This is a genomic window from Amycolatopsis sp. GA6-003, from assembly GCF_046267895.1.
In the GTDB taxonomy this organism is placed as follows: Bacteria; Actinomycetota; Actinomycetes; order Mycobacteriales; family Pseudonocardiaceae; genus Amycolatopsis.
This window is the reverse complement of the sequence record NZ_CP176499.1, coordinates 6395064-6418629: the sequence shown is the minus strand read 5'-3', so window position 1 is coordinate 6418629 and position 23566 is coordinate 6395064. Positions and strand designations below refer to the sequence as shown.

Here is a 23566-nt window from a genome sequence, read left to right as displayed (position 1 = left end):
CCCGGCAATTCCCTCCAGGGAATGGCCCGGCGTCCGGCCCCTCGGCCAGAATCGCTCAGGTGCCCGCTTCGTTCGCCGACGCCTTGCGCGACGCCCGCTCCCGCCGCCGGCTCAGCCAGCTCGACCTCGCGCTGAAAGCCGGGACGACGCAACGCCACGTCAGCTTCATGGAACGCGGCCGTTCGCTGCCCGGCCGCGGCATGGTGGTGCGCGTGGCGGAGGCGCTCGGCCTGCCGCTGCGCGAGCGCAACGCCTTGCTGCTGACCGCCGGATACGCGCCGGTCTACCCGGAAACCCGGCTGGACGATCCCGCGCTGACGCCCGTGCTGGACTCGCTGCGCGCCCTGCTCGCCGGACACGAGCCGTACCCGGCGCTGGTCGTGAACCGCTACGGAGACCTGGTCGCGGCGAACGACAGTTTCGGCCTGCTCACCGAGGGCGTCGCCGAGGACCTGCTCGAACCGCCGGTCAACGTGCTGCGGCTGGCGTTGCACCCGCGCGGGCTGGCGCCGCGGATCCGGAATTTCGCCGACTGGGCGCAGCACGTGCTCGAACGCCCTCGCCAAGGTCTGGCGCAGGGTCCAGATCCCCGGCACCAGGCGTTGCTGGACGAACTCACCGGCTACCTGCCGTCGCCCGGCGAACCGTCCGGCGACCACCTCGGGTTCGCCGTGCCGCTGCAGTTGTCCAGCTCGGCGGGCGAATTGCGGCTGCTCACCGCGATCACGCACTTCGCCACCGCGGTCGACGTGACGGTCGCCGAGCTGAGCCTCGAAACCTTCCTGCCCGCAGACGCTTCGACCGCGGAGCTGCTCAAGGCGCGACCCACCCGGTGAGCTGCCCCATCGTCAGCTCCACCCCCGCCCAGAGCACCGCCGCGCACAGGCTTCCGACGAAGAAGCGTCGGTACGACAGTCCGGCAGAACCGGCGACGCGGGGCACGAGAGTGCGTACGCCCGCGAGGCACCGCCCTAGGACGACTGCTGGCACGCCGTAACGCGCGACGGTCGCTTCGGCCTTGTCCCACTTCGCTGCGCCGATCCGCTGCCCTACGCGCGACCGTCGCAGCTTCGGACCCCACAGCCGGCCCTCCCAGTACGCGAGCTGGTCCCCCGCCAAAGCCGCCGCGACGCAGATTGCGAGTGCTGGCCACAGCTGTAAAGTCCCGCGCTGCACAAGGAAACCCATGAGCAGCAAGGTCGACAGCGTCGGCAGCACGATGCCGGGCAACAGCGCAGTCTCGGCCATGATCACCAACGCGCAGATCAAGTAGACGAGCGGCGCGGGAGCGTCAAGAAGCGGCTGAAGCAGGCTGTCCATAGCGGTCCAGTCCCGACCGCACGGGCAAAGCTGCGCGGTACACGTACGCCGGCGGCAGGTTCCGCCACACGACACTGGTGCGTTCGACAACCGCGAAGCGGCTTCGCAGCAACCGTGCGAAGCGGCGCGCTGGCGGTGTCCAGGCGGTGTGCGCGTACGCGAAGGTGGTGAAGCGGCCTTGTGGAGACAGCACCTCGCAGACAGAGTTCAATACCGCCGCCTGTGGTGCAGCGTGCATGGCTGTCCACGGCAGACCGGAGACGACCACGTCGACCGGCATGGTCACGTACGCAGCGACGTGTTCTGCGGAGCCTTCCGCAATGTGCAGCGACGGAAAGCGTTCGCGTAGCTCCTGTACGAGATGCGGGTTGATTTCGACTGCGGTGAAGTGCGCGTCGCGCTGAAGCATGCGAAGCAGTACTTCGGTGAAGACACCCGTTCCCGGCCCTAGCTCCACGACGCTGTGCGCGCTCTCGACGCCCAGCCCGGCAGTCATCACTCCGGCCAGCCGTGCCGAGCTGGCCGCGATCGCGCCGGTACGCATCGGGTGCCGGAAGAACTCCCTGGTAATCGACATGTTTTCGACGGTAGGAAGCGGCCTGGTCATCGCGGATCGGCTCGGGCGGCGGGAAAAGTCGTCCGCTCGGAGGACCACAGCCATCCTCCGGAACGACGCGCGCGACGACGGCCGCGCGTTACGTTCGTTTGGTGCGTGGACTGGTGATGTGGGTACGCAAGCAGCATTGGTTGCTGGACTTGCCGCTGTACGCCGTCTTCGTCGCCTTCGGACCCAACATCGCGGACCAGGACACGTGGCGGATCCGCATGCTCTCCATGCTGTTCCTGCTGCCGCTGTTGCTGCGTCGCCGCTACCCGCGCACAGTCGCGCTCCTGATCCTCATCGGCGTAGCTGTCGTCTACACCAACGAGATATGGGCCTACGACCGCGGCCGCAGCGACCTCGCGATGGCCGTCGTTCTGTACACCCTCGTAAAAGCCGGCGACAGATGGTTCATCGGCTTCGCAGTAGCTATCGCCGGGCTGGAAACGTTCTGGGGTTTCACCTGGGGCACTCACACCCTGAACCCGACGCTCACCATCTTCGGCGCAGCGCCGCTGTTCCTGGCCGCATGGGCGCTCGGCGCGTTCTTCCGCACGAAGGAGCAACTCGCCGAAGAAGAGCGGTTAAGAGCGGAACTGGCAGCCTCCGAGGAACAAGCCCGCAGCCGCGCTTCAGTCGCCGAAGAGCGCACGCGGATCGCGCGCGAGCTTCACGACGTACTCGCACACAGCATGAGCGTGATCGTCCTGAACGCCGAAGGAGCGAAGCTCGCGCGCCATCACGACCCGGACGCTGTCGACCGTACGCTCGACACCATCAGCAAAACGGGCCGTTCCGCGCTCGCTGAACTACGGCGGCTGTTAGAAGTGATGCATGCTGGCGAACCCGCGCGCGCTCCGCAGCCGACGCTCGACCAGTTGCGCACGCTCGTCGCGCAATCCGGCCGCGACATCACCCTCGAAGTCAACGGCGACATCGCCGACCTTCCCGCCGGAGTCGCGCTTCAGGCGTACCGCATCGTCCAGGAGGCCTTGACCAACATGCTCAAACACGCGCCGGCCGACGCGAGCGGCCGGGTCCGGGTCACCTTCGCCGGCCCGGAAATCCACGTCGAAGTCACCAACTCCGGCGGACGGCAACCGGTCGCGGCGGGGCTGCCCGGGTCGGGACGCGGGCTCACCGGCATGGCCCAGCGCGTCGCGATGTACCACGGCAAGCTCGAAACCGGCACGCTGCCGGACGGCGGCTACCGCGTGTCCGCCACGCTGCGGACGGACGCCGCATGACGTCCGTGCTGATCTGCGACGACCAGGAACTGGTGCGCGTCGGGCTGCGGATGATCGTGGACAGCCAGCCCGACCTGGAGGTGGTCGCCGAGGCGGGCGACGGCGCGGAAGCCGTCGAACTCGCCCGCGCACACCGGCCGGAGCTCGTGCTGATGGACGTCCGGATGCCGGTGCTCGACGGCGTCGCGGCCACCGCGCAGATCTGCGCCGAACTGCCGGACACCTCGGTTCTGGTGATCACGACGTTCGACCTCGACGAGTACGCCTACTCCGCGCTTCGCGCCGGGGCGAGCGGATTTCTGGTCAAGGACGCACCGTCGGACGAGATGCTGGTGGCGATCCGCGGCGTGCTGCGCGGTGACGCGATGGTGTCGCCGTCGGTCACGAAACGCCTGCTCGACCGCTACCTCAGCGCCCATCGGACGCCGCTGGACGAGCAGAAACTGGAGACGCTGACCGAACGTGAGAAGGACGTGCTCGGCCTGATCGCGCGCGGATTGTCGAACACCGAGATCGCCGGGACGCTGTTCATCGGCGAGACGACGGTGAAGACGCATGTCGGGAGGTTGCTGAACAAGCTCGGGCTGCGGGACCGGGTTCACGCGGTCGTGTTCGCGTATGAGTCCGGATTGGTACGTCCCGGCGGCTGAACCGGGGCATGCTGGACCCATGCGTCTCGTCACGTTGGTCGCCGCCGTCCTGCTGCTCGCCGCCTGCTCGGCCGCGCCCGCGAAGTCCGAGCCCGGCCGGTTCACCGTGCACGAAGTCGCGGACGGCCTCGAACACGGCTGGGACGTCGGCTTCCTTCCCGACGGCTCCCTGCTCGTGCCGCAGCGCCCCGGCAAGCTCGCGCTGGTCCGCGACGGCCGGACGACCGACGTGCGCGCCGATTTCTCCGACGTCCTGGTGCAGGGCGAAGGCGGCTTGATGGGCCTGGTCCTGGCGGCGGATTTCGCGACCTCGCGCGAGTTCACCACCTGCCAGACCCACCAGGAAAACGGCCACGCGGTGGACGTCCGGCTCGTCACCTGGCGGCTCGCCGACGACGGCGCGAGCGCGGCGAAGGTGCGCGACCTGCTGACCGGCCTGCCGGTGAACCCGAGCGGACGGCATTCCGGCTGCCGCCCGACGCTCGCTCCCGACGGCGCGCTGCTCGTCGGCACCGGCGACACCGCCCGGTCCACCGTGGCCCAGGACCGGCACAGCCTCGGCGGCAAGGTGCTGCGGATCCACGCGAAGACCGGGGAACCGTTGCCGGACAACCCCTTCTCCGCGTCCGCCGACCCGAACGAGCGGCGGATCTACACCTACGGCCACCGCAACGTGCAGGGCGTCGCGATCCGGCCGGGCACCGGCCAGGTGGTCACCTCCGAACACGGACCGGCGTTCGACGACGAGGTGAATCTCCTGCGGCCGGGCGGGAACTACGGCTGGGATCCGTCGAAGGGCGGCGTCGATTCCAGCTACGACGAGAGCGTGCCGATGACCGACACCACCCGGTTCCCGGACGCGGTTCGTCCACTGTGGACCAGCGGGCAGGTCACCGAGGCGACCAGCGGCGACGCCTTCCTCACCGGCAAGCAATGGGGCGCGGACGAAGGCGCGCTGGTCGTGGTCGCGCTGAAGGGGCAGAAACTCCTGCTGCTGCACCTGGACGCGGCCGCGAAGGTCACCAGAGTCACGCTGCCCGCGGAATTCAACGACAAATTCGGCCGGTTGCGCGCGGCCCGGAGCGGACCGGACGGCTCGCTGTACGTGACGACTTCCAACGGCAGCAACGACAAACTGCTGCGCGTGACCCCCGGCTGACCTCAGCCGACGTACGCGCCGCCGTTCACGTGCACGACCTGCCCGGTGACGTGTCCGGCCTCCGGGGACGCCAGGAACCGCACCACTTCGGCGACGTCGTCCGGTTTGCCCGCCCGTTTCGTCATCGTATTCTCGATCAGCCATTCCCGGCGCTCGGCGGAAAGTTTCCCGCGGAAGAATTCGGTGTCCACGATCAGCCCCGGCGCGACGATGTTCGCGGTGATCCCGCGCGGCCCGAATTGCCGCGCGGTTTCGGTATTCCACACTTCCACCGCCGCCTTCGCCCAGCCATACGATTCGGCTCCGGTGTGCCCGGCGATCGAACCGATGGTGACGATGCGGCCGTTGTCGGCCAGCCGGTCCTGCAGCGCCGTGGTCACGAACGCGGCGCTGAACAGGTTCGCCCGGAGGTTGGCCGTCCAAGCCGCGTCGAGCGCTTTGAGGCCTCCGTCGTCGGTACGCAGGAAATCCGTGTTGCCGCCAGCGTTGTTGACCAGCACGTCGACCCGTTCCGGCAACTGGTCGAGCGCCGCTTCGACGGCCTCGGGGTCGCTCGCGTCGAAGCTCACCGTACGCGCGCCGAGCAGCGTCGCCGCCTCGGTGAGCACCTCCTCGCGCCGCCCGGTGATCGTGACCTGATCGCCCGCCCTGGCAAACGCCGCGGCGATCGCGTACCCGATTCCGGTACCGCCGCCGGTTACTACGACTTCCCGTTTCATCGCATGTCCTTTACTGCTAAAGTACCTCTCGTGGACGACGGTACCGGCGGCGGTGAAAACCCGTCAAGCGACGAGGTGGACGAGATTCAGCGGGCGTGGCTGCGCGAGCGGCCGGGCACGCCGGTGTCGTCCATCGGCGTGATCACGCGGATCTGGCACATCGCGAAACTGCTCGAGGACGACCGGCGCGCGACCATGCTCGAACTCGGGATGGACGCCTCGACCCGCACCCTGCTCAGCACGCTGCGCCGGGCCGGGCCGCCGTACCGGCTCAGCGCGGGCGAACTCGCGAAACGCTGCCGGGTCAGCCCCGGCGCGATCTCCCAGCAAACCGCCCGCGCCGAACGCGACGGACACGTCCGCCGGGTCAAGTCCACTTCGGACCGTCGCGGGGTGTACGTCGAGCTGACCGAGGCCGGGCACGAGCTGATCGAGCGAACCGTCGGCGATCTGCTGGAACACGAGGAAACCCTGGTGTCGGCGTTGTCCCCGGAACAGCGCGAGCAGCTGGCCGACCTCCTGCGCATCCTGCTCGCGGACCTGGACCGGCGGGCGCGGCGGTAGGGTGGCGGACATGTCCACCATCGACAAAGTCGCCTGGCTGCACCTGGTCGACGGCAAGCTGCTCGCCGCGCGCTCGGCGGGCAAGGACACCTGGTACCTGCCCGGCGGGAAACGCGAGGAAGGCGAATCGGACGTCGAGACGCTGGTCCGGGAGATCGCCGAGGAACTGAGCGTGACGCTGGACCCGGCTTCCGCGCGGCCGGCCGGGACCTGGGAAGCGCAGGCGCACGGCAAAGCGGACGGCGTCGTGGTGCGGATGACCTGCTACACCGCCGAATACACCGGCGAATTGAAGCCGAGCAGCGAGATCGAATCGTTCGGCTGGCTCGCCCACGCCGACCGCGACCAGGTGTCGGCGACGGTCCAGCTGATCCTCGACGACCTGCACGCACAAGGAAAACTGGCCTGATGCTGCGGCTCGGAATCACCGTGCTCGGGGTCGCCGACGTCGAACGCGCGATGCGGTTCTGGTCCGAGGCGCTCGGGCTTGTCGAAGACCCGGAATGGGCGAGCGCGACGTGGCGGACGCTGGCCCACCCCGACGGCACGCACGCCCTCGGGTTGCTGCGCAGCGAATCGCCCGCCGAACCGCGGCCGCGGCTGCACCTGGACCTCTACACCGACACCGCGGACGAGCAACGGGCCGAGGTGGAACGGCTGATCGGGCTAGGCGCGAAACGGGTCGACTGGCCGCACTACCCGCCGGAACCGGACTTCGTGGTCCTCGCCGACCCGGACGACAACCTGTTCTGCGTCGTGGACCTGAGCAACGCGCCCTCCGGCGGCTGAAGACTCAGCCGAGCAGCCGCGGCTTGTTCTCCAGATGGGACAACCCGTTCCAGGCGAGATTCACCAGATGCGCGGCGACCTCGTCCCGCTTCGGCTTGCGCGCGTCCAGCCACCACTGCCCGGTCAGCGCGACCATGCCGACCAGCGCCTGCGCGTAAAGCGCGGACAGCTTCTCCTCGTACCCGCGCGCGGCGAACTGCTGCGCGAGGATGTGCTCGACCTGGCTCGCGATGTCGTTGAGGACAGTCGAGAACGTGCCGGTGGAACTGGCGACCGGGGAATCGCGGACGAGAATGCGGAAACCGTCGTGGGAATCCTCGACATAGCTCAGCAACGCGATGGCCGCCTGCTCCAGCATCACGCGCGGGTGTCCACCGTGGAGCGTCGAGACCATCCGGTCCAGCAGCAGCTGCGTCTCCCGGTCGACCACGACGGCGTAAATGCCTTCCTTGCCGCCGAAGTGCTCGTAGACCACCGGTTTGGACACGTTCGCCCGCGCGGCGATCTCCTCGACCGAGGTGCCGTCGAACCCTTTCTCGGCGAACAGGGCGCGCGCCACGTTGAGCAATTGCTGCCTGCGCTCGGTGCCGGTCATGCGCACCCGGGCGACCGGTGCGGCCGGCCGCGCGCCGGTGACCGCTGCTTCTCGCTTCGCCCGTCGTCTCCCCGCCATTCGCAGCAGGGTAGCGGGCCTCGCCCCGGCCGGCTCCAGGGAGCCGCCGGTCGAAACGAACGAACCCCGCCGCGGCGACGGGGTTCATTCGGCGGAACGGGCCGGGAAACCAAGCCCGGCAAGGGAAAACTACTTGGCCTGAGCGGCGATCCGGGCCAGCCGCTGCGGCGTCGGCCACCGCACGTCGTGCACCCAGCCGAACTTCTCGAAGATCCAGATCAGCCGCGCCGACATGTCGATCTGGCCGCGCTTCACGCCGTGCCGGGCCGAGGTCGGGTCGGCGTGGTGCAGGTTGTGCCAGGACTCGCCGAAGGAGAAGATCGCCAGCGGCCAGAAGTTCGCCGAACGGTCGCGTGCGGCGAACGGGCGCTCGCCGATCATGTGGCAGATCGAGTTGACCGACCAGGTCACGTGGTGCAGCACGCAGATCCGGACCAGGCCGGCCCAGAAGAACGCGGTCACCGCGCCCCACAGCGACCACGAGAGCAGGCCGCCCAGCAGGGCCGGGCCGAACAGGCTCACCAGCGACCACAGCCAGAACAGGTCGTCGACCTTGCGGATCGCCTTGTCCTTCACCAGATCCGGCGCGAACCGGCCCTGGTTGCTCTTGTCGCGCTCGAACAGCCAGCCCATGTGCGCGTGCCAGAACCCCTTGGCGATGGCCAGCGGAGAGGTGCCGTACGCCCACGGCGAGTGCGGGTCGCCGTCGCGGTCGGAGAACGCGTGGTGGCGCCGGTGGTCGGCCACCCAGGTGATCACCGGGCCCTGCAGCGCGATGCTGCCCGCGATCGCCATCGCCACGCGCAGCCACGGCTTGGCCTTGAACGAACCGTGGGTGAAGTGGCGGTGGTAGGCGACGGTGATGCCCAGCCCGCTGATTCCGTAGAACACGACGAACAGCGCGACGTCCAGCCAGGTCAGCCCCCAGCCCCAGGCGAACGGAACGGCGACCAGCAGCGCCACGATCGGCAGCAGCACCCCGAAGTACACCGACAGCTGGACCCCGATCGACCGCTGTCCTTCGATGATCGGCTTGGGCCCCTTCGGCGGGTCGCCCGCTGACTGAGAACGATCGAGGGTGGCCGTCATGCGCTCACTTCTTTCCTCTTACAACCCCTTGCCAAGGGTGCCCTTACCTACGGTGTCGTAAGTTACGGTACAGGAGGTTTCCGGCGCTGTGGAGGCCCGAAAAGTCCGATTGCCCAGTGCGCGGGACGGCTCTGTGACGCACGGCTCCCCCTCCTGGCGCCCCCGTCCTCGATCATCGCTATCCTGACCAGGACCGATCCGCCGTAGTGTAATCGGCAGCACTTCAGATTTTGGTTCTGACAGTTCAGGTTCGAATCCTGGCGGCGGAGCTGCACATCCGGCGAGGGCGATGGGAGTGGGGGCGGCTGAGCGAGCAACCGAGCGACCCCGGGGGCGCCCGTCGCCCGACCCTGGTCGAGATGTCGGACGCGTGGCTGGTCGGGCGCGCGCGGGAGCTCATCGCGGCCGTTCAGCGCCAGGAACACGAAAACCAGCTCGAGATCGTCAAGATCATGGACGAGCTGCTCGAAGAAACCCTCCGCCGGGGTGAACCCACCCTCGTCGCCCAGCTGCTGCGCGCCTCCGCCTTCGCCCGGCTCGTCACCCGCGGCCTCGCCGCCGAGGCCGAACCCCGGCTCGACGAGATGCTCGCGCACACCCGCCGGCACGGGCTGTCGCTGCTGCGCGCGGACGCGCACGCGCTGCGCGGACGCCGGCTCGTGCTCGCCGCGCAGGAGGACGCCGCGCTCACCGAGATCGCCCGCGCGCTCGCGATCCTCGACGATTCCACCATCCCGGACCGCCAGGTCGGCGTGCGCAACTGGAACCGCATGCAGTCGATGGCGCTCATCGACTGCTGGATCGTGCTCAACCAGCTCGGCGTCTACGAGGCCGCCGAAGAGGTGATCGGCCGCGCGCACCAGGCGATCCGGGAAAGCGCGAGCCCGCACGAGATCACCCTGCAGCTGATGAACCGGGTCAAGATGCTGCTCGGCTGGGGTCTTCGGCTCGAGCGGATCGAGCAGTACGACGAATCGGCGGAGAAGTTCCGCACCGCCGCGTCGATGGCGGTCGCCGCCGAGGGGCCGTTCGCCGAATCGCTGTTCCCGCGCAAGATCGGGGTGTCCGCGGTCGACCAGGTCGGCGTGCTGGCCGCCGCGCTCGCGCTGCACGATCCGTCCGCCGAGCACGTCGAACGACTGCAGAGCATGCATCTCGGCCACCATTTCCCACACGAGCAGGAACTGGTCGCGATCGCGCTGGCCCGGTGTCTCGACGCGGCCGGCCGCCGCTCCGACGCGCTGCGGGTGCTGCGCGAATCCCGCGACCTGCTGGCCGAGGACGTCTCGCAGCCGTCGATGCGGCTCACCCTCTCCCGCGAACTCGCCCGGCTCGACCCGGAAGCCGCGAGCCAGTCGCTGATCGACTACGCGACCGCGCTGGAAACCGAAATGTGGGCGCTGCGCGAATCGCAGATCGCCACGCTGAACGCGCGTCGCGAGCATGAACGGCTTTCCGCCGAGCACGGCGCGATCACCCAGCAGGCACTGCAGGATCCGCTCACCGGCCTGCCGAACCGCCGCGCGCTCGACGAACGGCTGCGCGCGCTGGCGTCGTCGGCGGACGCGCAGCCGCTCGCGGTCGCGCTGGTCGACCTCGACGGGTTCAAGGGCGTCAACGACAAGCAGTCGCACGCCGAGGGCGACAACGTTTTGCGTGTTGTCGCAAGCACTCTGCGCGACGCTTTGCGCGGCGACGACGTGGTGGCCCGCTACGGCGGCGACGAGTTCATCGTGCTGCTGCCCGGCGCGCCGGCGTCGGCGGCGAAAATGGCGCTCGGCCGCGCGGCCAAATCCGTCGCGACGCTGCCGCACCACCTTTCGCACGGGGTGACGCTGTCCATCGGGCTCGTGTCGCTGCGGCCGCAGGAGCGGGCCGAGCAGGTGCTCGCGCGCGCGGATGCGGCGATGTACGAAGCGAAACGCGGCGGCGGCAACCAGGTCGCGTCGGCCAATTCGATGGCAGGCGACGGCACCGGCGGCTGGCCTGGGGAAACCGCTCCGACCGACCCCGCGTGGAGCGCTGAGGACCCCACGTAGGATCGTTGGTGCTCGTCAACGCACCGGTGAATCGTTGGGAGACTCGTGAGCGGCCCGCTGAGCACGCTGATCCTCGCTGCGGGTGAGGGCACCCGCATGCGTTCCTCCACTCCTAAGGTGTTGCACCCGATCGCCGGAAGGCCGCTGGTGGAACACGCTGTGCGCGCCGCTGCCGGCCTCGAGCCGCAGCATCTGGTGGTCGTCATCGGGCACGGCCGCGACGCCGTGCGCGCCGAGCTCGAACGGGTCGGGCAGGCGCTCGGCCGCGAGGTCGCCACCGCCGTGCAGGAAGAGCAGAAGGGCACCGGGCACGCCGTTTCGTGCGCGCTGGCCGAGCTGCCGGAAGGACTCACCGGCACCGTCGTCGTCAGCTACGGCGACGTTCCGCTGCTGGACACCGAAAACCTCGAAGCACTGCGCGCCGAGCACGTCAAGACCGGCAACGCGGTCACCGTGCTCACCGCCGAGGTCGCCGACCCGACCGGCTACGGCCGTATCGTCCGCGGCGCCGACGGTTCGGTCAGTGCGATCGTCGAGCACAAGGACGCGACGCCGGAGCAGCGGGCGATCACCGAGATCAACTCCGGGGTCTACGCCTTCGACGCGGCCGTGCTGATCGACGGCCTGTCGCGGCTGTCCACCGACAACGCGCAGGGTGAGCTTTACCTCACCGACGTCCTCGGCATCGCGCGCGAGGACGGCAAGGGCGTCGGCGCGCTGGTGGTCGACGACCCGTGGGTGACCGAGGGCGTGAACGACCGGGTGCAGCTCTCGGTGCTCGGCGCCGAGTACAACCGCCGGATCGTGCGCCGCTGGCAACGCGAAGGCGTCACGGTCACCGACCCGAACACGACCTGGATCGAGGCGGACGTCACGCTCTCCCGCGACGTGCTGATCGAGCCGAACACCCAGCTCAAGGGCCATTGCTCGGTCGGAGAGGGCTCCGTGGTGGGCCCGGACACCACCCTGACCGACGTGCGGATCGGAGCGGGCGCGTCGGTCGTCCGCGTGCACGGTTCGGGCTCTGAGCTGGGCGACGGCGTGAATGTCGGTCCGTACACATACCTGCGGCCGGGCACGAAGCTCGGCGCGAAGGGCAAGCTGGGCGCGTTCGTGGAGACGAAGAACGCGCAAATCGGCACCGGGACGAAGGTGCCGCATCTCACGTACGTGGGCGACGCCATCGTCGGCGACCACAGCAACATCGGCTGTTCCAGTGTCTTCGTGAACTACGACGGGGTGAGCAAGCACCAGACCGTTGTCGGTTCGCATGTCCGGCTTGGGGCGGACAACACGCTGGTCGCGCCGGTGCGGATCGGGGACGGCGCTTACAGTGGAGCCGGTGCGGTGATCCGCGACGACGTTCCGCCTGGCTCCTTGGCGCTGTCGGCCGGTCCGCAGCGCACCATCGAAGGCTGGGCGGTCCGGCGCAGGCCGGGTACGCCCGCGGCGGAGGCGGCGGAAGCCGCGCTCGCCGCCCAGCAGCAGGACACCGTTGTGTCCGAGTCAGCAGCAGGAACCGACGGGGAGTCGCCAGCATGAGTCCGAAGTCAGGTACGCCGAAGAAGAATCTGATGCTCTTCTCCGGGCGTGCGCACCACGAGCTCGCGGAAGAGGTCGCCAAGCACCTCAACGTGACGATCACCCCGCAGACCGCGCACACGTTCGCCAACGGCGAGCTGTTCGTGCGGTTCGAGGAGTCGGTGCGCGGTACCGACGCGTTTGTGATCCAGGCGCACACCACGCCCATCAACGAGTACGTGATGGAGCAGCTGATCATGGTGGACGCGCTCAAGCGCGCGAGCGCCAAGCGGATCACCGTGGTCATGCCGTTCTATCCGTACGCCCGCCAGGACAAGAAGCACAAGGGCCGCGAGCCGATCTCCGCGCGGCTCATCGCGGACCTGTTCAAGACCGCGGGCGCGGACCGGATCATGACGGTCGACCTGCACACCGCGCAGATCCAGGGCTTCTTCGACGGCCCGGTCGACCACCTGATGGCGCAGACCGTGCTGGCCGACCACATCAAGGCGACCTACGGCGACGCGGACATCACGGTCGTTTCGCCGGACTCGGGCCGCGTGCGGCTGGCCGAGAAGTGGGCCCAGCAGCTCGGCGACCGGCCGATCGCGTTCATCCACAAGACCCGCGACCCGGACAAGCCGAACCAGGCCGTGGCCAACCGCGTGGTCGGCAAGGTCGAGGGCAAGCTCTGCGTGCTGATCGACGACATGATCGACACCGGCGGCACCATCGTGAAGGCCACCGAGGCCCTGCTCGAGGAGGGCGCCGCGGACGTGGTCATCGCGACCACGCACGGCATCCTCTCCGACCCGGCCACCGAGCGGCTCTCCCAGTGCAAGGCCCGCGAGGTCATCGTGACGAACTCGCTGCCGATCCCGGAGGAGAAGCACTTCCCGGGCCTGACGGTGCTGTCCATCGCCCCGATGCTCGCGGAAGCCATCCAACAGGTCTTCGAGGACGGCTCGGTCACCTCGCTCTTCGACGGCAACGCGTGACACGGACGGCATCAGCCTGACTGAAGCAGTCGCATCCGGGCCCTTGGCGGAAACGCCAGGGGCCCGGTTTGCTGTCGGGCTCAATCCCGGCGATCCGAGAGCGACGGGCGACGCCGCGGTACGTTCGGGCCAGCCGGGTTGGCCAGCCCAGGAAGTCGCGCTCCGGACGCGACGCCTCATTTCAGCGGTGCCCACGAGGACCGGGCAGTTATGCCTGCCTTGAGAGCACCAATGATCCAAACACCACCTCCTGTCTAGTTGTGACGCTCGCTCGACACCGTTGTTGCGCGGGCCCTGACTGCTGCGCCGGATCGGCCGCGTCCGGCACACCACCGTGCCGGCGGCTCACCCGTGTGGGTGAGGGGCGCGGGTGAGGGGCGCGGGTGACGGACGTAGGGCGAGGGGTGCGGGGTGGGCTGGGTGGGCTGAGTGAGAAGGGTGGGTGAGAGGAGTGGGCGACGAACGGGGGGTGAGGTGCGCGGGGGGCGGGGTGAATGCGCGGGGTGAAGGGCGCGAGGTGGCGAGCGCGGGGTGAAGGGCGCGGGGTGGGCCGGGTGCGCTGGGTGAAGGCCACGAGGTGGCGAGCGTGGGGTGAAGGGCACGAGGTGGCGAGCGCCGACGAAGGGCGCGGGGTGGGCCGGGCGCGCTGGGTGAGAAGCGTGGGTGAGAGGAGTGAGCTGAAAGCCGCAGGGTGACGGGCGCGAGGTGGCGAGCGTGGGGAGAAGGGCGCGGAGTGACGGTCGCAGCCCACCCCGCGCTCCGCCTAGCGACGCTCACCCGCCTTCCTCACGCCACACCGCTCACCCGAGCTCATCACCCGCTCCCCTCGATCCACACTTCCCAACCCAGCCCACACCACGTGCCGCCAAGCGACGCTCACCCGCCTCTCTCACGCCACACCGCTCATCTGTCACCCCGCACCCGTCCACCCACGCCCTCCATCCACGCTTCTCACCCAACCCACCTCGCGCACCGCCAAGCAGCACTCACCCGCCCTCCCACGCCACACCGCTCACCCGCGCCCCACACCCCTCACCCACACTTCTCACCCAACCCACCCCACGGACCGCCAAGCGGCACTCACCTGCCTCCCGCACGCCGCACCCCTCACCCGCGCCCGTCACCAACTCCCCTCACCCACACTTCCCACCCAACCCACCCCATGCACCGCCAAGCAGCACTCCGCCTCCCGCGCGCCAAACCAGCTCACCCACCGACCTCACGCAGCTCCCATATCCGAAGACAACCACCTCTCCGGCCGCATGTGGATCGCCATGTGTTCGCCCAGCTGTGTCCGCTCGAACTCCACATACCCGGCCACCTTGTCGGCGGGCAGATACCGCGACGCCATCTCCCACGTCAGCTCCGCGCTGCCCGGCCGGGTCCGCACGACCGGGCCCTCCACCGACACGTACCGCACCGTTGGTTCGACCCGTTGCACCATCAGGCTGAACCGTCCCGCCGCCTCGATCGCCTTTGCCTTGCGCGAGTTCGGTTCCGTGATCACCCACAGTTCGCCGCCCGGCGTGTACTGGTACCAGATCGGCACCGTGAGCGGTGCGCGGTCCGCGCGCTCGACCACGGAGAGCGCGCCGATGTGCGGTTCGGCCAGAAACTGTTCCCGTTCTTCCTTCGACAACACCATGCCCCCGAAGCTAACGAGGGGGTACGACAAAAACCGGCTTCCGCCGGCGGCGAAAACCCGTGCGTCACCCGTCCGGGACTGGATAGCGTCACGGCCATGGGGAACTTCGAATTCGGCGTCAGCCTGCGGCTCACGGCCAACGGCACCGAGTGGGCCGAAAAATGCCGGCGGGCCGAGGAGCTCGGCTACGACCACCTGACCGTGCCCGACCATCTCGGGCCGGGGCGGCTGTCGCCGTTTCCCGCGCTCACGGCCGCCGCGGCGGTGACCGAGCGGGTGCGAGTCGGCACGTTGGTGTCCAATGTTCCCTTCTACAACCTCGCGCTCTTCGCCCGCGATGTCGCCACTGTCAACAAACTCACCGAAGGCCGCTTGGAACTCGGTCTCGGTTCGGGCCACATGAAGCACGAGTTCGACGACGCCGGGCTGCCGTGGCGCAAAGCCGCCGACCGGATCGCCTACCTCGCCGAGGGTCTCGACGAGTTGCGCACGCGCGTGGAGGACGAAGGCGGCATGCCGAAGCTGTTGATCGCGGGCAACAGCGACGGCGTGCTGAAGCTCGCCGCGGAACAGGCGGACATCGTCGGATTCGCCGGGCTGCGCCAGGATCGCGGCCGCCCGCCGGGCACGTTCGTGCTCGACAACGACGTGGCGATGGACGAGCGGGTCGCGTATTTCCGTTCCCTGGCAGGGGATCGCGAGATCGGCTACAACATGCTGATCCAGCGCGTCGTGGTCACCGACGACCGCCGCCAGGCCGCCGCGGAATGGCACGCCGAGACCGAGGAGCGCAGCGCGGCGAACGTCGACGAACTGCTGCGGGCACCGCAACTGCTCTTCGGCACGGTGGACGAAATGGTGCAGCAACTGATCGCACAGCGCGAACGGTACGGGTTCTCCTACTTCACCGTTTTCGAGGCGATGATGGAGACTTTCGCTCCGGTGGTGGCTGAACTGCGGGGTCGCTAGCCGCCGCCCGCACCTTCGCGACGGCGTCTCCGGCGATGAGCGTGAGCACTCGGCCGAGGAGACCGTCCGGCACCGCTTCGTCGTCGATGTCGGCTTCCACCGCCAACCCATTGCTCAACGCGAGCAGCACGACGGCGAATTCCTCGGCGGGCAACGGAAGTTCGAGGTCCAGCCCCTCGGCGAGCCGGCGCAAAGCCCGCGCGATCGTGTCACGGACCTCCCGGCGGCGCCGGCGCAACGCGTCGCGCCGCCGGTCGTCCTGGTGCGCCATCGCGAAAAACTCGGCCAGCAGCCGGTGCCACACCGCGTCGGCGCGCATTTCGTACATCAGCACGGCGGCGACGTTCGCCAGTCCCGCCCCGCCGTCGTCCGCTTCGGCGAAACTCGCCAGGCTCGCCTCGAGCCGGTGCGCGGCGTGTTCTTCCATCAACGCCAGCACCAGTTCGTCTTTCGACGCGAAACTCGAGTAAACCGCGCCTTTCGTCAACCCTGCCGCCGCGGCGACCTCGGTCAGTTTCGTCGCGGCGATGCCCTGTTCCCCGAACACGGCGAAGGCCGCGTCGAGGATGCGCCGCCGGGTCTCCGCCCGCGTCGGCCGCGTCCGGCCGGTCATCGGCTTCTCCCTCATCCGGGGGTTGACACTGGCTCAGCCCACTCAATACCTTCAGGTATCCAATACCCCCGGGTATCCAGTGTCAAGGACTCTGTCAAGGACGACAGGGAAGGACCGCTCCGATGAGGTTGCGCATCGTCCTGGCCGCCGCGGCATTGCTGACCGCCGCGTTCGCCGCCCCCGCAGCAGCCGCCCCGACCGGCGGCGTCAACGACCCGGCATGCCGGCCGAGCGCGGCGCATCCGCGTCCCGTGGTGTTCCTGCACGGACTCGGCGCGACGTCCTATGAGGACTTGAACTATCTCCAGGACCACGTCGCCGCCAAGGGATACTGCACCTTCAGCCGGACCTACGGCGCGTATCCGCGATTCCCGCTCGTCGGCGGGCTTCGCCCGATCGCCGACTCCGCAACGGAAATCAAGCAGTTCGTCGGCGAGGTGCTCAAGGAAACCGGTGCGGCGCAAGTGGATCTGGTCGGCCACTCCGAGGGCGGATTCCAGACCCTTTACGTCACCAAGACGCAAGGAATCGCCGACCGCATCGGCTCGGTCGTGGCCATCGCGCCGCCCACGCACGGCACCACGTTCGCCAATCTGACCAAGCTGGCGTATCTGCTGGGAGTGCGCGACGAGGTCGGCAAGGCGCTCACCGCGTTCGGCTGCCCGGCGTGCGACAACCTGATCACCGGCGGCAGCGCGGTCCAGACGCTCACGAACGGTCCCATCGCGCAGCCCGGGGTGCGCTACACCGTGCTCACGTCGCGATTCGACGAACTGGTCACGCCGACCGAAACGTCCTTCGTGCGCGAGCCGGGCGTCACGAACGAGTACGTCCAGGACACCTGCCCGTTCGACCCGGTCGGGCACATCGGCGAGGCCTACGACCTCAACGTCTGGAACCTGGTCACCAACGCGCTCGACCCGGCGCACGCCACGAAATTCGCGTGCACGACCGGATCTCCTGGCTGACGAACACCCCGCAACCCGGTGGTGCCAACGGAAACCGCACCACCGGGTCCGGTGTTCAGTACGCCAGCGTGAACCGGGCGCGCGAGTGCTTCGGCTCCTCGATCTCGTCCAGGAACGCGATCGCCAGGTCCGCGCCGCTGATGTGCGAGCGGCCGTCGGCGTCGCTGACCAGCACGTCGCCGCCGAGCCGGAAGGTGCCGGTGCGCTCGCCGGGAATCCAGGAACCGAACTCGGCCGCCGGGCTGACGTAGAACCAGTCGACGTCGTCCGGCAGCTCGCGCAGCGCCTCCAGGACGAGGACGTGGCTGCCCGCCTCCGGCTTGTACTCCTCCGGGAACTCCGGGGTGTCGATCAAGCGCGGCCCGTCCTCGCTGACCCGCAACGAACCGGCACCGCCGACGACCGCGAGCCGGGCACCGTTCGCGCGGGCCGCCTCGACCAGCGTCGGCAGGGCGTCCACCAGGCGGCGGCCCTCCTCGTCCGCGCGGCCCGGCGTCGCGATCACGAGCACGTCCGCGCCCTTGGCCACCGAAGCGACGAATTCCGCGTCGTGCATCGACCCCGCCCGCGCTTCGACCTCCGACGGCAGCCCCTCGGCTTTGCGCGCGACCCCGGTCACCGAGTGCCCGCGCCGCAGCGCCTCGTCCACGATCCGGCTACCGGCGAATCCCGTCGCGCCGAACACCACCAGCTTGCTCATTTGCCGCTCCTCGAAAGAAAGTCCGTCTCAACGCTCTCGACACAGGCGATGGTAGGGACGGATCTTCGGCTACTTCAACGGAAGCAACGCACCCCGAGGTGAGCGTGCAGGTCAGCCGCCGAGCGCGGCGAACGCGGCGGCCAGCTTCGCCTTCAGCGCGTTCGCGTCGACCGGCGAGCGCACCTCGGCGACCGCCGTCGGCTTCGCCAGCACCTGGTAGCTCGCGGTGCGGTTGGGCAGGGTGAACTTGACCGAGCAGGACATCGTGATGGTCGCGTCCGCGGCGGCGTCGCCCTCCGTCGCGCAGCTTTGCGAGCCGAGCGTGTCCGCGCTGATTTCCACCGAAAGCTTGATGTGCACGCTCGGTTTCGAGCCCGGCTGGTTGCCGACGACGCTGTTCGAAACGTCCACAGTGGTCTTGCAGGAACCGACGTAGTCCTGGCAGTCGAGTTTGTCGTTGAGCACCGTGACGCTCGCCTGCGCGAGGCCGTCGAACGGCTGCCCGAGCGCGTCGACCGCGGCGTCGAAATCGGTGTGGAACTGCTTGATCTCGGCCGCGCCCAGCGGCCGGACCCGGAACGCCGCGCCCAGCTTCGGGCCGCCGCGCGGATCGAGCAGCGCCGGCGCGAACCCGGTGACCCGGTGCGGTTCGGCCGTGGTCACCTGCAGCGCGCCGCCGAGGTCGTACACCTCGGTGCCGTCCGGCAGCTTCTGCTTCCGCGGCGCGCCCGAACCGAGGCCGCCGAGCGCCTTGCGCAGTTCGCCGGCGAGCTTCGCCGGGGGCATCCGCGCGGCCGGGTCGACCGGCAGTTCGCTGCCGACGGTGTGCACCCATCCGGAACCGAACTGGGTGCTGTTCTCCTCGAGGCCGTGCGACTTCCAGTAGTCCGCGTCGGCGGCGAGGTACAGCTGCCCGTTCGGTTCGGTGATCCGCACCGGCTTGCCCTCCAACGGCAGCGCGCCGAAGCCGTTGCCGTCGCGCGCGACGCGGTAGGTCAGCGTCGCCGGGGTGCCGGCGCCGTCCTTCAGCGTCGCGTCGTACTGCAGTGCCGGAGCCTGCTCCAGCGCCCGCAGCGCGGCGTCGATCGCCGTCTGCTGCTGTGCACGCTGAGTAGCCAGCTGCCGGTCGGCATCGGACAGTCCCGCCGTGCCGGTCACCGCGACCTGGCAGCCCGCGAGAAGCCCGCCAACCAGCACCAGCGCTGTCGCTGTCCATCGAGCCCGCATGTCGGCCGCCCCTCTATCCGCGGAAATCATGCCACCCCCGCCGGAACGGCGAGCGGGACGGGAATTGTGTCGTCACCCACCCGGCCGGGGGAGGCCGCCCCGACCCGGTGCACGCCGGTGCGGACCGGCTGGTTTACACTTCTCGGGTTGTCTCGGCGAGGCGGGTGCGCCGGTAGGTGCCCGGCGTGATCGACGCGGCGGCTCGAGAAGCCCCGTGGTCCGCTCACGCCCGCAATCTCGCCGCCGTGCACAGCCGCCCCCGAGCAGAGATCGACGATCCCGCCGCCCCCTGCCGCACGTCGTGTGATTTGAAGGAGTGCTAAACCGTGTCCGAGGTACGTCTTTCCGTCGAACCGCGCACCGAGTTCGGAAAGGGTGCCGCCCGCCGCACCCGTCGCGCCGGCAAAATCCCCGCGGTGCTCTACGGGCACGGCTCGGACCCGCGGCACTTCGCGCTGCCGGCCATCGAGTTCGCCCGCGTCGTGCGCGAGAACGGCACCAACGCCGTCATCACGCTCGACCTGCAGGGCAACATCGAGCTGGCGCTGACCAAGACCATCGTGGTCCACCCGCTCAAGAACTACATCGAGCACGTCGACCTGCTGGTCGTCAAGCGCGGCGAGAAGGTCACCGTCGACGTTCCGGTCGTCGTCTCCGGCACCCCCGCCCCGGGCACCCTGGTCGCCCAGGACATCGACACGATCCAGGTCGAGGTCGAGGCGCTGCACATCCCCGAGCAGTTCGAGGTCTCCGTCGAGGGCATCGAGGCCGGCACCCAGATCAACGCGGGCCAGATCAGCCTGCCGTCGGGCGCCGAGCTGGTCACCGACCCGGAGGCGCTCGTCGTCGCCGTCAACGAGGCCCCGCGCGGCGCCGCTGACGAGGACGCCGAAGCCGAGGAAGCCGCCGCCGAGGCGGCCGAATAAACTCGCTTTCGTGAGTGAAGACCTGCCCGGGGCCGGCGAGCTGATTCTGCTCGCCGGCCTTGGCAATCCCGGGCCCCAGTACGCCGGGAACCGGCACAACGTCGGGTTCATGGTGCTGGACGAGCTGGCCGGCCGGATCGGCGGGAAGTTCAAGGCCCACCGCAGCGGGGCCGAGGTGCTCGAGGGCAGGCTGGCCGGGTCCCGCGTGGTGCTGGTGAAGCCGCGGTCGTTCATGAACCTCTCCGGCGGCCCGGTGGTCGGCGCGGCCCGGTTCTTCAAGGTCCCGCCGTCCGGCGTCGTGGTGGTCCACGACGAGCTGGACGTGGACTTCGGCGCGCTGAAGCTCAAGCTCGGCGGCGGCGACAATGGCCACAACGGACTGCGGTCCATCACCAAATCGCTCGGCACGCGCGACTACTACCGCGTGCGGTTCGGCATCGGGCGGCCGCCGGGACGGCAGGATCCGGCGGATTTCGTGCTGAAGGACTTCTCGACGGTCGAGCGCAAGGAGCTCCCGTTCGAGATCGACCGGTGCGCGGACGCCACCGAGGCGCTGATTTCGCGGGGACTGGCCGCGGCGCAGAACGCGTTCCACGCCGCCTGACCCCGCCATGCCGGGTTTCACCCGGATGCGGCCTCAAGGACCACTTCGGCCCGGGGTGCCTGTGGGTGAGCCGTTGTGGCGGTGCGTGATCGATTTCTCACTCGATGGGTGGCTTATGGGGCCCTGATCGAGTCGTCCGGGCGGGCGCGGGCTTCCCGGGGTGGCTGGGACCAGTTAGGACGGAGTTCAGGAGTTCGCACCACCCCGACCCTGAATCGGAGAATGATCCATGCCGTTTACCGCCGAGGATCTCGCTGAGGTCGCTTTCGGTAACGCCCCGATCGGCCGCCGCGGCTACGCCAAGCAGGAGGTCGACGACTTCGTGCGGCGGATCGCGAAAACGCTCGCCGACGAGGACGATCTCACCGCGGCCGAGGTCCACCACGTGCTGTTCTCCAAGCCGTTGATCGGCAAGCGCGGGTACGACGAGCGCGAGGTCGACGAGTTTCTCGACGAGGTGGAGGCGCAGCTGGCCGAGAGGTCCGGAAGGAGGGCTCCGGTGATTCCGGGGAGCCGGGACCATACCGAGGCCACTGCTGGACGGGCTTCTTGGCCGGTGGTCGCTGAGGCGCCGGTGGAGGGGTTGCCTGGGAGGTGAGGTCCCCGACGGCTCGTGCTTCGCACCTCGCGGGGCGGTGGTTGCGTGGGGCACCCCGAAGCTGAGTGTGACGACGGTCTGGGGGTGCTTGTCAAGGCGGGAAAGATGCCTTGACAAGCACCCCCAGACCGCGTTGTTGGCTTCGTATCGGGGTGCGGGGCCGGGGCTGGCTGCTTGGTTGGCCGGGTGCGGCGGCAGTTAGGCGTCTGCGTTTTTCGCGATCTTGTCCGCGTACTGCACTGCGGTCGCTGCCCGCTTGACCTTGCCGGAAGGGGTTTTCGGCAGGCTTCCGGCGGGGAGGACCACGACGGCGAAGGGGCGCATGTCCACTGCGTCTCGGACCCGGGCGGCGATTTCCTTGGCCAGGCGGTTTTCCTCGGCGGCGTCACCGGCCAGTTTGGACTCCACGACCACGGCGAAGCGTTCGCGGCGGCTGCCCGCGTCCAGGCGGACCGCGACAGCGTTTCCTGCTCGGACCCCTTCGACCGAACCGGCGGCGCGTTCGATGTCGGTCGGGTACAGGTTGCGGCCGCCCATGATGATGACGTCCTTGCGGCGGCCGCAGATCACGATCTGGCCGTCGACCAGGTAACCCAGGTCGCCGGTCTTCATCCAGCCGTCCGCGTCCTGGGTGTCCAGCGGGCCGTTGACCGTCAGGTAGCCCGGGGTCACCGCCTCGCCGCGCAGGCGGATCTCGCCGACCTGGCGTTCGCCCAGTACCGCACCGGATTCGTCGACGATGTCCGCTTCCAGACCGTCCAGTGGGCGGCCTAGCAGGGCGAACGAGCGCACCGCGTCCGTGCCGCGGCGGGGGTCGTCTTCGGGCACCGGCACCGCGCGGTTGTCCGCTTCCAGGGCGTCCGCTTCGACTACGTCCAGCGTGAGGCCGGTGAACAGCGGCGCGAACGAGACCGCCAGCGTCGCCTCTGCCATGCCGTAGGCGGGGAACACGCACTCGGGCGGCATCTTGAACCGCTTTCCGGCGTCCACGAAGGTCGCGACGGCCGTTTCGTCGATCGGCTCCGCGCCGTTGAGCGCGATGCGCAGCTTCGACAGGTCGTAGGCGTTGTCGTCCTCGACCCGGGCCATGCGCTTGCCGACGATGGCGTACGCGAAGTTCGGCGCGGCCGTCGTGGTGCCGCCGTACTTGCTGATCAGCTCCGGCCAGATCAGCGGGCCGGTCAGGAACTCGACCGGGGTGATTTTGATCAGTTCGACGCCGAACGTCATCGGCACGGTCAGGAAGCCGACCATGCCCATGTCGTGGAAGGTCGGCAGCCACGACACCATCACGTCGGTGTCGAACTCGAACTCGGCGCGGTCGACCATCGCCTTGACGTTGGTGTACAGGTTGCCGTAGGTGATCCGGACGGCCTTCGGTTCCGCGGTGGATCCGCTGGTCAGCTGCAGCAGCGCGGTGTCGCTCTCGGCGGTCTCCACGATCTCGGCCAGCGGCTGCGCGGCCGCGAGTTCGGAGATCAGCCGGTAGCCGATGCCCTTGCCTTCCAGCACCGGGGCGAGCTGGTCGAACGGTTCGCCCAGCACGACCAGTTCGGCCCCGATCATCGCGAGCACCTTCACCGTGTCCTCGGCCCATGCGGCGAGGTCGGTGCGCGGGGTCGGCTGGTGCAGCATCGTCACGCTGCCGCCTGCGAGCCACACCGCCTGCACGGTCGGCGCGATGAGCACCGGCGCCGCGGCCAGCACCGCCACCGCGCTCCCCGGCGCCAATCCGCCGCTGACCAGCCCGCCCGCGATCCGGCGCGCTTCGTCGTGCACCTGCGCCCAGGTCCGGCGCACCGGCTCCTTGGGCTCGCCGGTCACCATGCCGCGCCGTTGCCCCCGGTCCGCCGCGTTCCCGACGAGTGTGTCCACAAACCGACTCATGTGCGTCAGATTACTGTCCGGTTTTTCCGGGCCCGCCCGCGGCGGCGTGAACAGCGGATG

25 protein-coding genes and 1 tRNA gene are annotated in these 23566 nt (G+C 69.2%); 16 read left to right on the top strand and 10 right to left on the bottom strand.

The window, feature by feature from the left end; all coding sequences use genetic code 11:
• Nucleotides 1–59: 59 nt before the first annotated feature.
• Nucleotides 60–836 carry a helix-turn-helix domain-containing protein gene (locus tag F9C12_RS29295; RefSeq protein ID WP_409184991.1) on the top strand — a complete coding sequence of 259 codons (777 nt, stop codon included), beginning with the start codon at nucleotides 60–62 and terminating at the stop codon, nucleotides 834–836.
• Here F9C12_RS29295 and F9C12_RS29290 read toward each other — a convergent pair.
• Nucleotides 814–1320 carry a DedA family protein gene (locus F9C12_RS29290; protein WP_409462500.1) on the bottom strand — a complete coding sequence of 169 codons (507 nt, stop codon included), beginning with the start codon at nucleotides 1318–1320 and terminating at the stop codon, nucleotides 814–816. The two genes, F9C12_RS29295 and F9C12_RS29290, sit on opposite strands and share 23 nt — an antisense overlap.
• Nucleotides 1292–1897 carry a class I SAM-dependent methyltransferase gene (locus F9C12_RS29285; protein WP_409462499.1) on the bottom strand — a complete coding sequence of 202 codons (606 nt, stop codon included), beginning with the start codon at nucleotides 1895–1897 and terminating at the stop codon, nucleotides 1292–1294. The genes F9C12_RS29290 and F9C12_RS29285 overlap by 29 nt, the downstream gene beginning before the upstream one ends.
• A gap of 146 nt (nucleotides 1898–2043) precedes the next feature.
• On the opposite strand from F9C12_RS29285, the gene F9C12_RS29280 reads away from it, so the two are divergent.
• From F9C12_RS29280 to F9C12_RS29270, 3 genes are read left to right on the top strand one after another with little or no spacing between them, the layout of a single operon-like run.
• Nucleotides 2044–3168: a sensor histidine kinase gene (locus tag F9C12_RS29280; RefSeq protein ID WP_409467097.1), complete on the top strand. Its 1125-nt coding sequence runs from the start codon at nucleotides 2044–2046 to the stop codon at nucleotides 3166–3168.
• A complete protein-coding gene (locus F9C12_RS29275) occupies nucleotides 3165–3818 on the top strand; it encodes a response regulator (protein WP_409184988.1) in 654 nt (217 codons plus the stop codon). The genes F9C12_RS29280 and F9C12_RS29275 overlap by 4 nt, the downstream gene beginning before the upstream one ends.
• Before the next feature lie 19 nt (nucleotides 3819–3837).
• Complete coding sequence (locus tag F9C12_RS29270; RefSeq protein WP_409462498.1) at nucleotides 3838–4977, top strand: PQQ-dependent sugar dehydrogenase; 1140 nt, start codon at nucleotides 3838–3840, stop codon at nucleotides 4975–4977.
• A gap of 2 nt (nucleotides 4978–4979) precedes the next feature.
• On the opposite strand, the gene F9C12_RS29265 is transcribed toward F9C12_RS29270, so the two are convergent.
• Nucleotides 4980–5696 (bottom strand): SDR family NAD(P)-dependent oxidoreductase, encoded by a 717-nt coding sequence (locus F9C12_RS29265; protein ID WP_409462497.1) that lies wholly within the window; start codon nucleotides 5694–5696, stop codon nucleotides 4980–4982.
• 30 nt (nucleotides 5697–5726) lie between these two features.
• On the opposite strand from F9C12_RS29265, the gene F9C12_RS29260 reads away from it, so the two are divergent.
• Genes F9C12_RS29260 through F9C12_RS29250 form a run of 3 tightly spaced genes read left to right on the top strand, consistent with a single transcriptional unit; the run spans nucleotide 5727 to nucleotide 7049 of the window.
• A complete protein-coding gene (locus F9C12_RS29260) occupies nucleotides 5727–6260 on the top strand; it encodes a MarR family winged helix-turn-helix transcriptional regulator (protein WP_409462496.1) in 534 nt (177 codons plus the stop codon).
• A gap of 10 nt (nucleotides 6261–6270) precedes the next feature.
• The gene (locus tag F9C12_RS29255) at nucleotides 6271–6669 is read left to right on the top strand and encodes an NUDIX hydrolase (protein ID WP_409184984.1); all 399 of its coding nucleotides are present in this window, start codon (nucleotides 6271–6273) and stop codon (nucleotides 6667–6669) included.
• Entirely contained in the window at nucleotides 6669–7049 is a 381-nt protein-coding gene (locus F9C12_RS29250; protein WP_409184983.1) for a VOC family protein, read from the top strand. The genes F9C12_RS29255 and F9C12_RS29250 overlap by 1 nt, the downstream gene beginning before the upstream one ends.
• A gap of 4 nt (nucleotides 7050–7053) precedes the next feature.
• Here F9C12_RS29250 and F9C12_RS29245 read toward each other — a convergent pair whose 3' ends face one another.
• Both F9C12_RS29245 and F9C12_RS29240 read right to left on the bottom strand, forming a co-directional pair.
• Nucleotides 7054–7644, bottom strand: a complete 591-nt coding sequence (locus F9C12_RS29245; RefSeq protein ID WP_409186885.1) for a TetR family transcriptional regulator — start codon at nucleotides 7642–7644, stop codon at nucleotides 7054–7056.
• 207 nt (nucleotides 7645–7851) lie between these two features.
• Nucleotides 7852–8811: an acyl-CoA desaturase gene (locus F9C12_RS29240; protein WP_409184982.1), complete on the bottom strand. Its 960-nt coding sequence runs from the start codon at nucleotides 8809–8811 to the stop codon at nucleotides 7852–7854.
• A 197-nt stretch (nucleotides 8812–9008) separates the two neighbouring features.
• Between F9C12_RS29240 and F9C12_RS29235 the strand changes: the two genes are divergently transcribed.
• The 4 genes from F9C12_RS29235 (at nucleotide 9009) to F9C12_RS29220 (ending at nucleotide 13369) form a co-directional block, all read left to right on the top strand.
• A tRNA-Gln gene (locus tag F9C12_RS29235) sits at nucleotides 9009–9080 on the top strand.
• A gap of 90 nt (nucleotides 9081–9170) precedes the next feature.
• Complete coding sequence (locus F9C12_RS29230; protein ID WP_409184981.1) at nucleotides 9171–10850, top strand: diguanylate cyclase domain-containing protein; 1680 nt, start codon at nucleotides 9171–9173, stop codon at nucleotides 10848–10850.
• A 45-nt stretch (nucleotides 10851–10895) separates the two neighbouring features.
• On the top strand, nucleotides 10896–12392 hold the full coding sequence (glmU, locus tag F9C12_RS29225) for a bifunctional UDP-N-acetylglucosamine diphosphorylase/glucosamine-1-phosphate N-acetyltransferase GlmU (RefSeq protein WP_409462495.1): 1497 nt from the start codon (nucleotides 10896–10898) through the stop codon (nucleotides 12390–12392).
• Nucleotides 12389–13369, top strand: a complete 981-nt coding sequence (locus F9C12_RS29220) for a ribose-phosphate diphosphokinase (protein ID WP_409184979.1) — start codon at nucleotides 12389–12391, stop codon at nucleotides 13367–13369. Before glmU ends, F9C12_RS29220 begins: the two co-directional genes overlap by 4 nt.
• A gap of 1219 nt (nucleotides 13370–14588) precedes the next feature.
• On the opposite strand, the gene F9C12_RS29215 is transcribed toward F9C12_RS29220, so the two are convergent.
• A complete protein-coding gene (locus F9C12_RS29215; RefSeq protein WP_409462494.1) occupies nucleotides 14589–15014 on the bottom strand; it encodes a pyridoxamine 5'-phosphate oxidase family protein in 426 nt (141 codons plus the stop codon).
• A gap of 96 nt (nucleotides 15015–15110) precedes the next feature.
• Between F9C12_RS29215 and F9C12_RS29210 the strand changes: the two genes are divergently transcribed.
• The gene (locus tag F9C12_RS29210; RefSeq protein ID WP_409462493.1) at nucleotides 15111–15983 is read left to right on the top strand and encodes a TIGR03621 family F420-dependent LLM class oxidoreductase; all 873 of its coding nucleotides are present in this window, start codon (nucleotides 15111–15113) and stop codon (nucleotides 15981–15983) included.
• Here F9C12_RS29210 and F9C12_RS29205 read toward each other — a convergent pair.
• Nucleotides 15919–16596, bottom strand: a complete 678-nt coding sequence (locus F9C12_RS29205; protein ID WP_409184977.1) for a TetR/AcrR family transcriptional regulator — start codon at nucleotides 16594–16596, stop codon at nucleotides 15919–15921. The two genes, F9C12_RS29210 and F9C12_RS29205, sit on opposite strands and share 65 nt — an antisense overlap.
• A 122-nt stretch (nucleotides 16597–16718) precedes the next feature.
• On the opposite strand from F9C12_RS29205, the gene F9C12_RS29200 reads away from it, so the two are divergent.
• The gene (locus F9C12_RS29200) at nucleotides 16719–17564 is read left to right on the top strand and encodes an esterase/lipase family protein (protein WP_409462492.1); all 846 of its coding nucleotides are present in this window, start codon (nucleotides 16719–16721) and stop codon (nucleotides 17562–17564) included.
• 55 nt (nucleotides 17565–17619) lie between these two features.
• Here F9C12_RS29200 and F9C12_RS29195 read toward each other — a convergent pair whose 3' ends face one another.
• On the bottom strand, nucleotides 17620–18264 hold the full coding sequence (locus F9C12_RS29195; protein WP_409462491.1) for an NAD(P)-dependent oxidoreductase: 645 nt from the start codon (nucleotides 18262–18264) through the stop codon (nucleotides 17620–17622).
• A 111-nt stretch (nucleotides 18265–18375) separates the two neighbouring features.
• Nucleotides 18376–19491 (bottom strand): hypothetical protein, encoded by a 1116-nt coding sequence (locus F9C12_RS29190; RefSeq protein WP_409462490.1) that lies wholly within the window; start codon nucleotides 19489–19491, stop codon nucleotides 18376–18378.
• Between the two features lie 326 nt (nucleotides 19492–19817).
• Between F9C12_RS29190 and F9C12_RS29185 the strand changes: the two genes are divergently transcribed.
• The 3 genes from F9C12_RS29185 (at nucleotide 19818) to F9C12_RS29175 (ending at nucleotide 21619) form a co-directional block, all read left to right on the top strand.
• Entirely contained in the window at nucleotides 19818–20417 is a 600-nt protein-coding gene (locus tag F9C12_RS29185) for a 50S ribosomal protein L25/general stress protein Ctc (protein ID WP_409184973.1), read from the top strand.
• Nucleotides 20418–20427: 10 nt separating this feature from the next.
• The gene (gene pth / locus F9C12_RS29180) at nucleotides 20428–21021 is read left to right on the top strand and encodes an aminoacyl-tRNA hydrolase (protein ID WP_409184972.1); all 594 of its coding nucleotides are present in this window, start codon (nucleotides 20428–20430) and stop codon (nucleotides 21019–21021) included.
• Nucleotides 21022–21250: 229 nt separating this feature from the next.
• Nucleotides 21251–21619 carry a DivIVA domain-containing protein gene (locus tag F9C12_RS29175; protein ID WP_409462489.1) on the top strand — a complete coding sequence of 123 codons (369 nt, stop codon included), beginning with the start codon at nucleotides 21251–21253 and terminating at the stop codon, nucleotides 21617–21619.
• Between the two features lie 198 nt (nucleotides 21620–21817).
• On the opposite strand, the gene F9C12_RS29170 is transcribed toward F9C12_RS29175, so the two are convergent.
• The gene (locus tag F9C12_RS29170; RefSeq protein ID WP_409184970.1) at nucleotides 21818–23506 is read right to left on the bottom strand and encodes a fatty acyl-AMP ligase; all 1689 of its coding nucleotides are present in this window, start codon (nucleotides 23504–23506) and stop codon (nucleotides 21818–21820) included.
• Nucleotides 23507–23566 lie beyond the last annotated feature (60 nt).

Excerpts from the sequence above, each read along its gene's own strand:
- F9C12_RS29290 (WP_409462500.1), bottom strand. The coding sequence starts at position 1,320 with ATGGACAGCCTGCTTCAGCCGCTTCTTGACGCTCCCGCGCCGCTCGTC.
- F9C12_RS29285 (WP_409462499.1), bottom strand. The coding sequence starts at position 1,897 with ATGTCGATTACCAGGGAGTTCTTCCGGCACCCGATGCGTACCGGCGCG.
- F9C12_RS29280 (WP_409467097.1), top strand. The coding sequence starts at position 2,044 with ATGTGGGTACGCAAGCAGCATTGGTTGCTGGACTTGCCGCTGTACGCC.
- F9C12_RS29275 (WP_409184988.1), top strand. The coding sequence starts at position 3,165 with ATGACGTCCGTGCTGATCTGCGACGACCAGGAACTGGTGCGCGTCGGG.
- F9C12_RS29270 (WP_409462498.1), top strand. The coding sequence starts at position 3,838 with ATGCGTCTCGTCACGTTGGTCGCCGCCGTCCTGCTGCTCGCCGCCTGC.
- F9C12_RS29265 (WP_409462497.1), bottom strand. The coding sequence starts at position 5,696 with ATGAAACGGGAAGTCGTAGTAACCGGCGGCGGTACCGGAATCGGGTAC.
- F9C12_RS29255 (WP_409184984.1), top strand. The coding sequence starts at position 6,271 with ATGTCCACCATCGACAAAGTCGCCTGGCTGCACCTGGTCGACGGCAAG.
- F9C12_RS29250 (WP_409184983.1), top strand. The coding sequence starts at position 6,669 with ATGCTGCGGCTCGGAATCACCGTGCTCGGGGTCGCCGACGTCGAACGC.
- F9C12_RS29245 (WP_409186885.1), bottom strand. The coding sequence starts at position 7,644 with ATGACCGGCACCGAGCGCAGGCAGCAATTGCTCAACGTGGCGCGCGCC.
- F9C12_RS29240 (WP_409184982.1), bottom strand. The coding sequence starts at position 8,811 with ATGACGGCCACCCTCGATCGTTCTCAGTCAGCGGGCGACCCGCCGAAG.
- F9C12_RS29230 (WP_409184981.1), top strand. The coding sequence starts at position 9,171 with ATGTCGGACGCGTGGCTGGTCGGGCGCGCGCGGGAGCTCATCGCGGCC.
- F9C12_RS29220 (WP_409184979.1), top strand. The coding sequence starts at position 12,389 with ATGAGTCCGAAGTCAGGTACGCCGAAGAAGAATCTGATGCTCTTCTCC.
- F9C12_RS29215 (WP_409462494.1), bottom strand. The coding sequence starts at position 15,014 with ATGGTGTTGTCGAAGGAAGAACGGGAACAGTTTCTGGCCGAACCGCAC.
- F9C12_RS29210 (WP_409462493.1), top strand. The coding sequence starts at position 15,111 with ATGGGGAACTTCGAATTCGGCGTCAGCCTGCGGCTCACGGCCAACGGC.
- F9C12_RS29205 (WP_409184977.1), bottom strand. The coding sequence starts at position 16,596 with ATGACCGGCCGGACGCGGCCGACGCGGGCGGAGACCCGGCGGCGCATC.
- F9C12_RS29200 (WP_409462492.1), top strand. The coding sequence starts at position 16,719 with ATGAGGTTGCGCATCGTCCTGGCCGCCGCGGCATTGCTGACCGCCGCG.
- F9C12_RS29195 (WP_409462491.1), bottom strand. The coding sequence starts at position 18,264 with ATGAGCAAGCTGGTGGTGTTCGGCGCGACGGGATTCGCCGGTAGCCGG.
- F9C12_RS29190 (WP_409462490.1), bottom strand. The coding sequence starts at position 19,491 with ATGCGGGCTCGATGGACAGCGACAGCGCTGGTGCTGGTTGGCGGGCTT.
- F9C12_RS29175 (WP_409462489.1), top strand. The coding sequence starts at position 21,251 with ATGCCGTTTACCGCCGAGGATCTCGCTGAGGTCGCTTTCGGTAACGCC.
- F9C12_RS29170 (WP_409184970.1), bottom strand. The coding sequence starts at position 23,506 with ATGAGTCGGTTTGTGGACACACTCGTCGGGAACGCGGCGGACCGGGGG.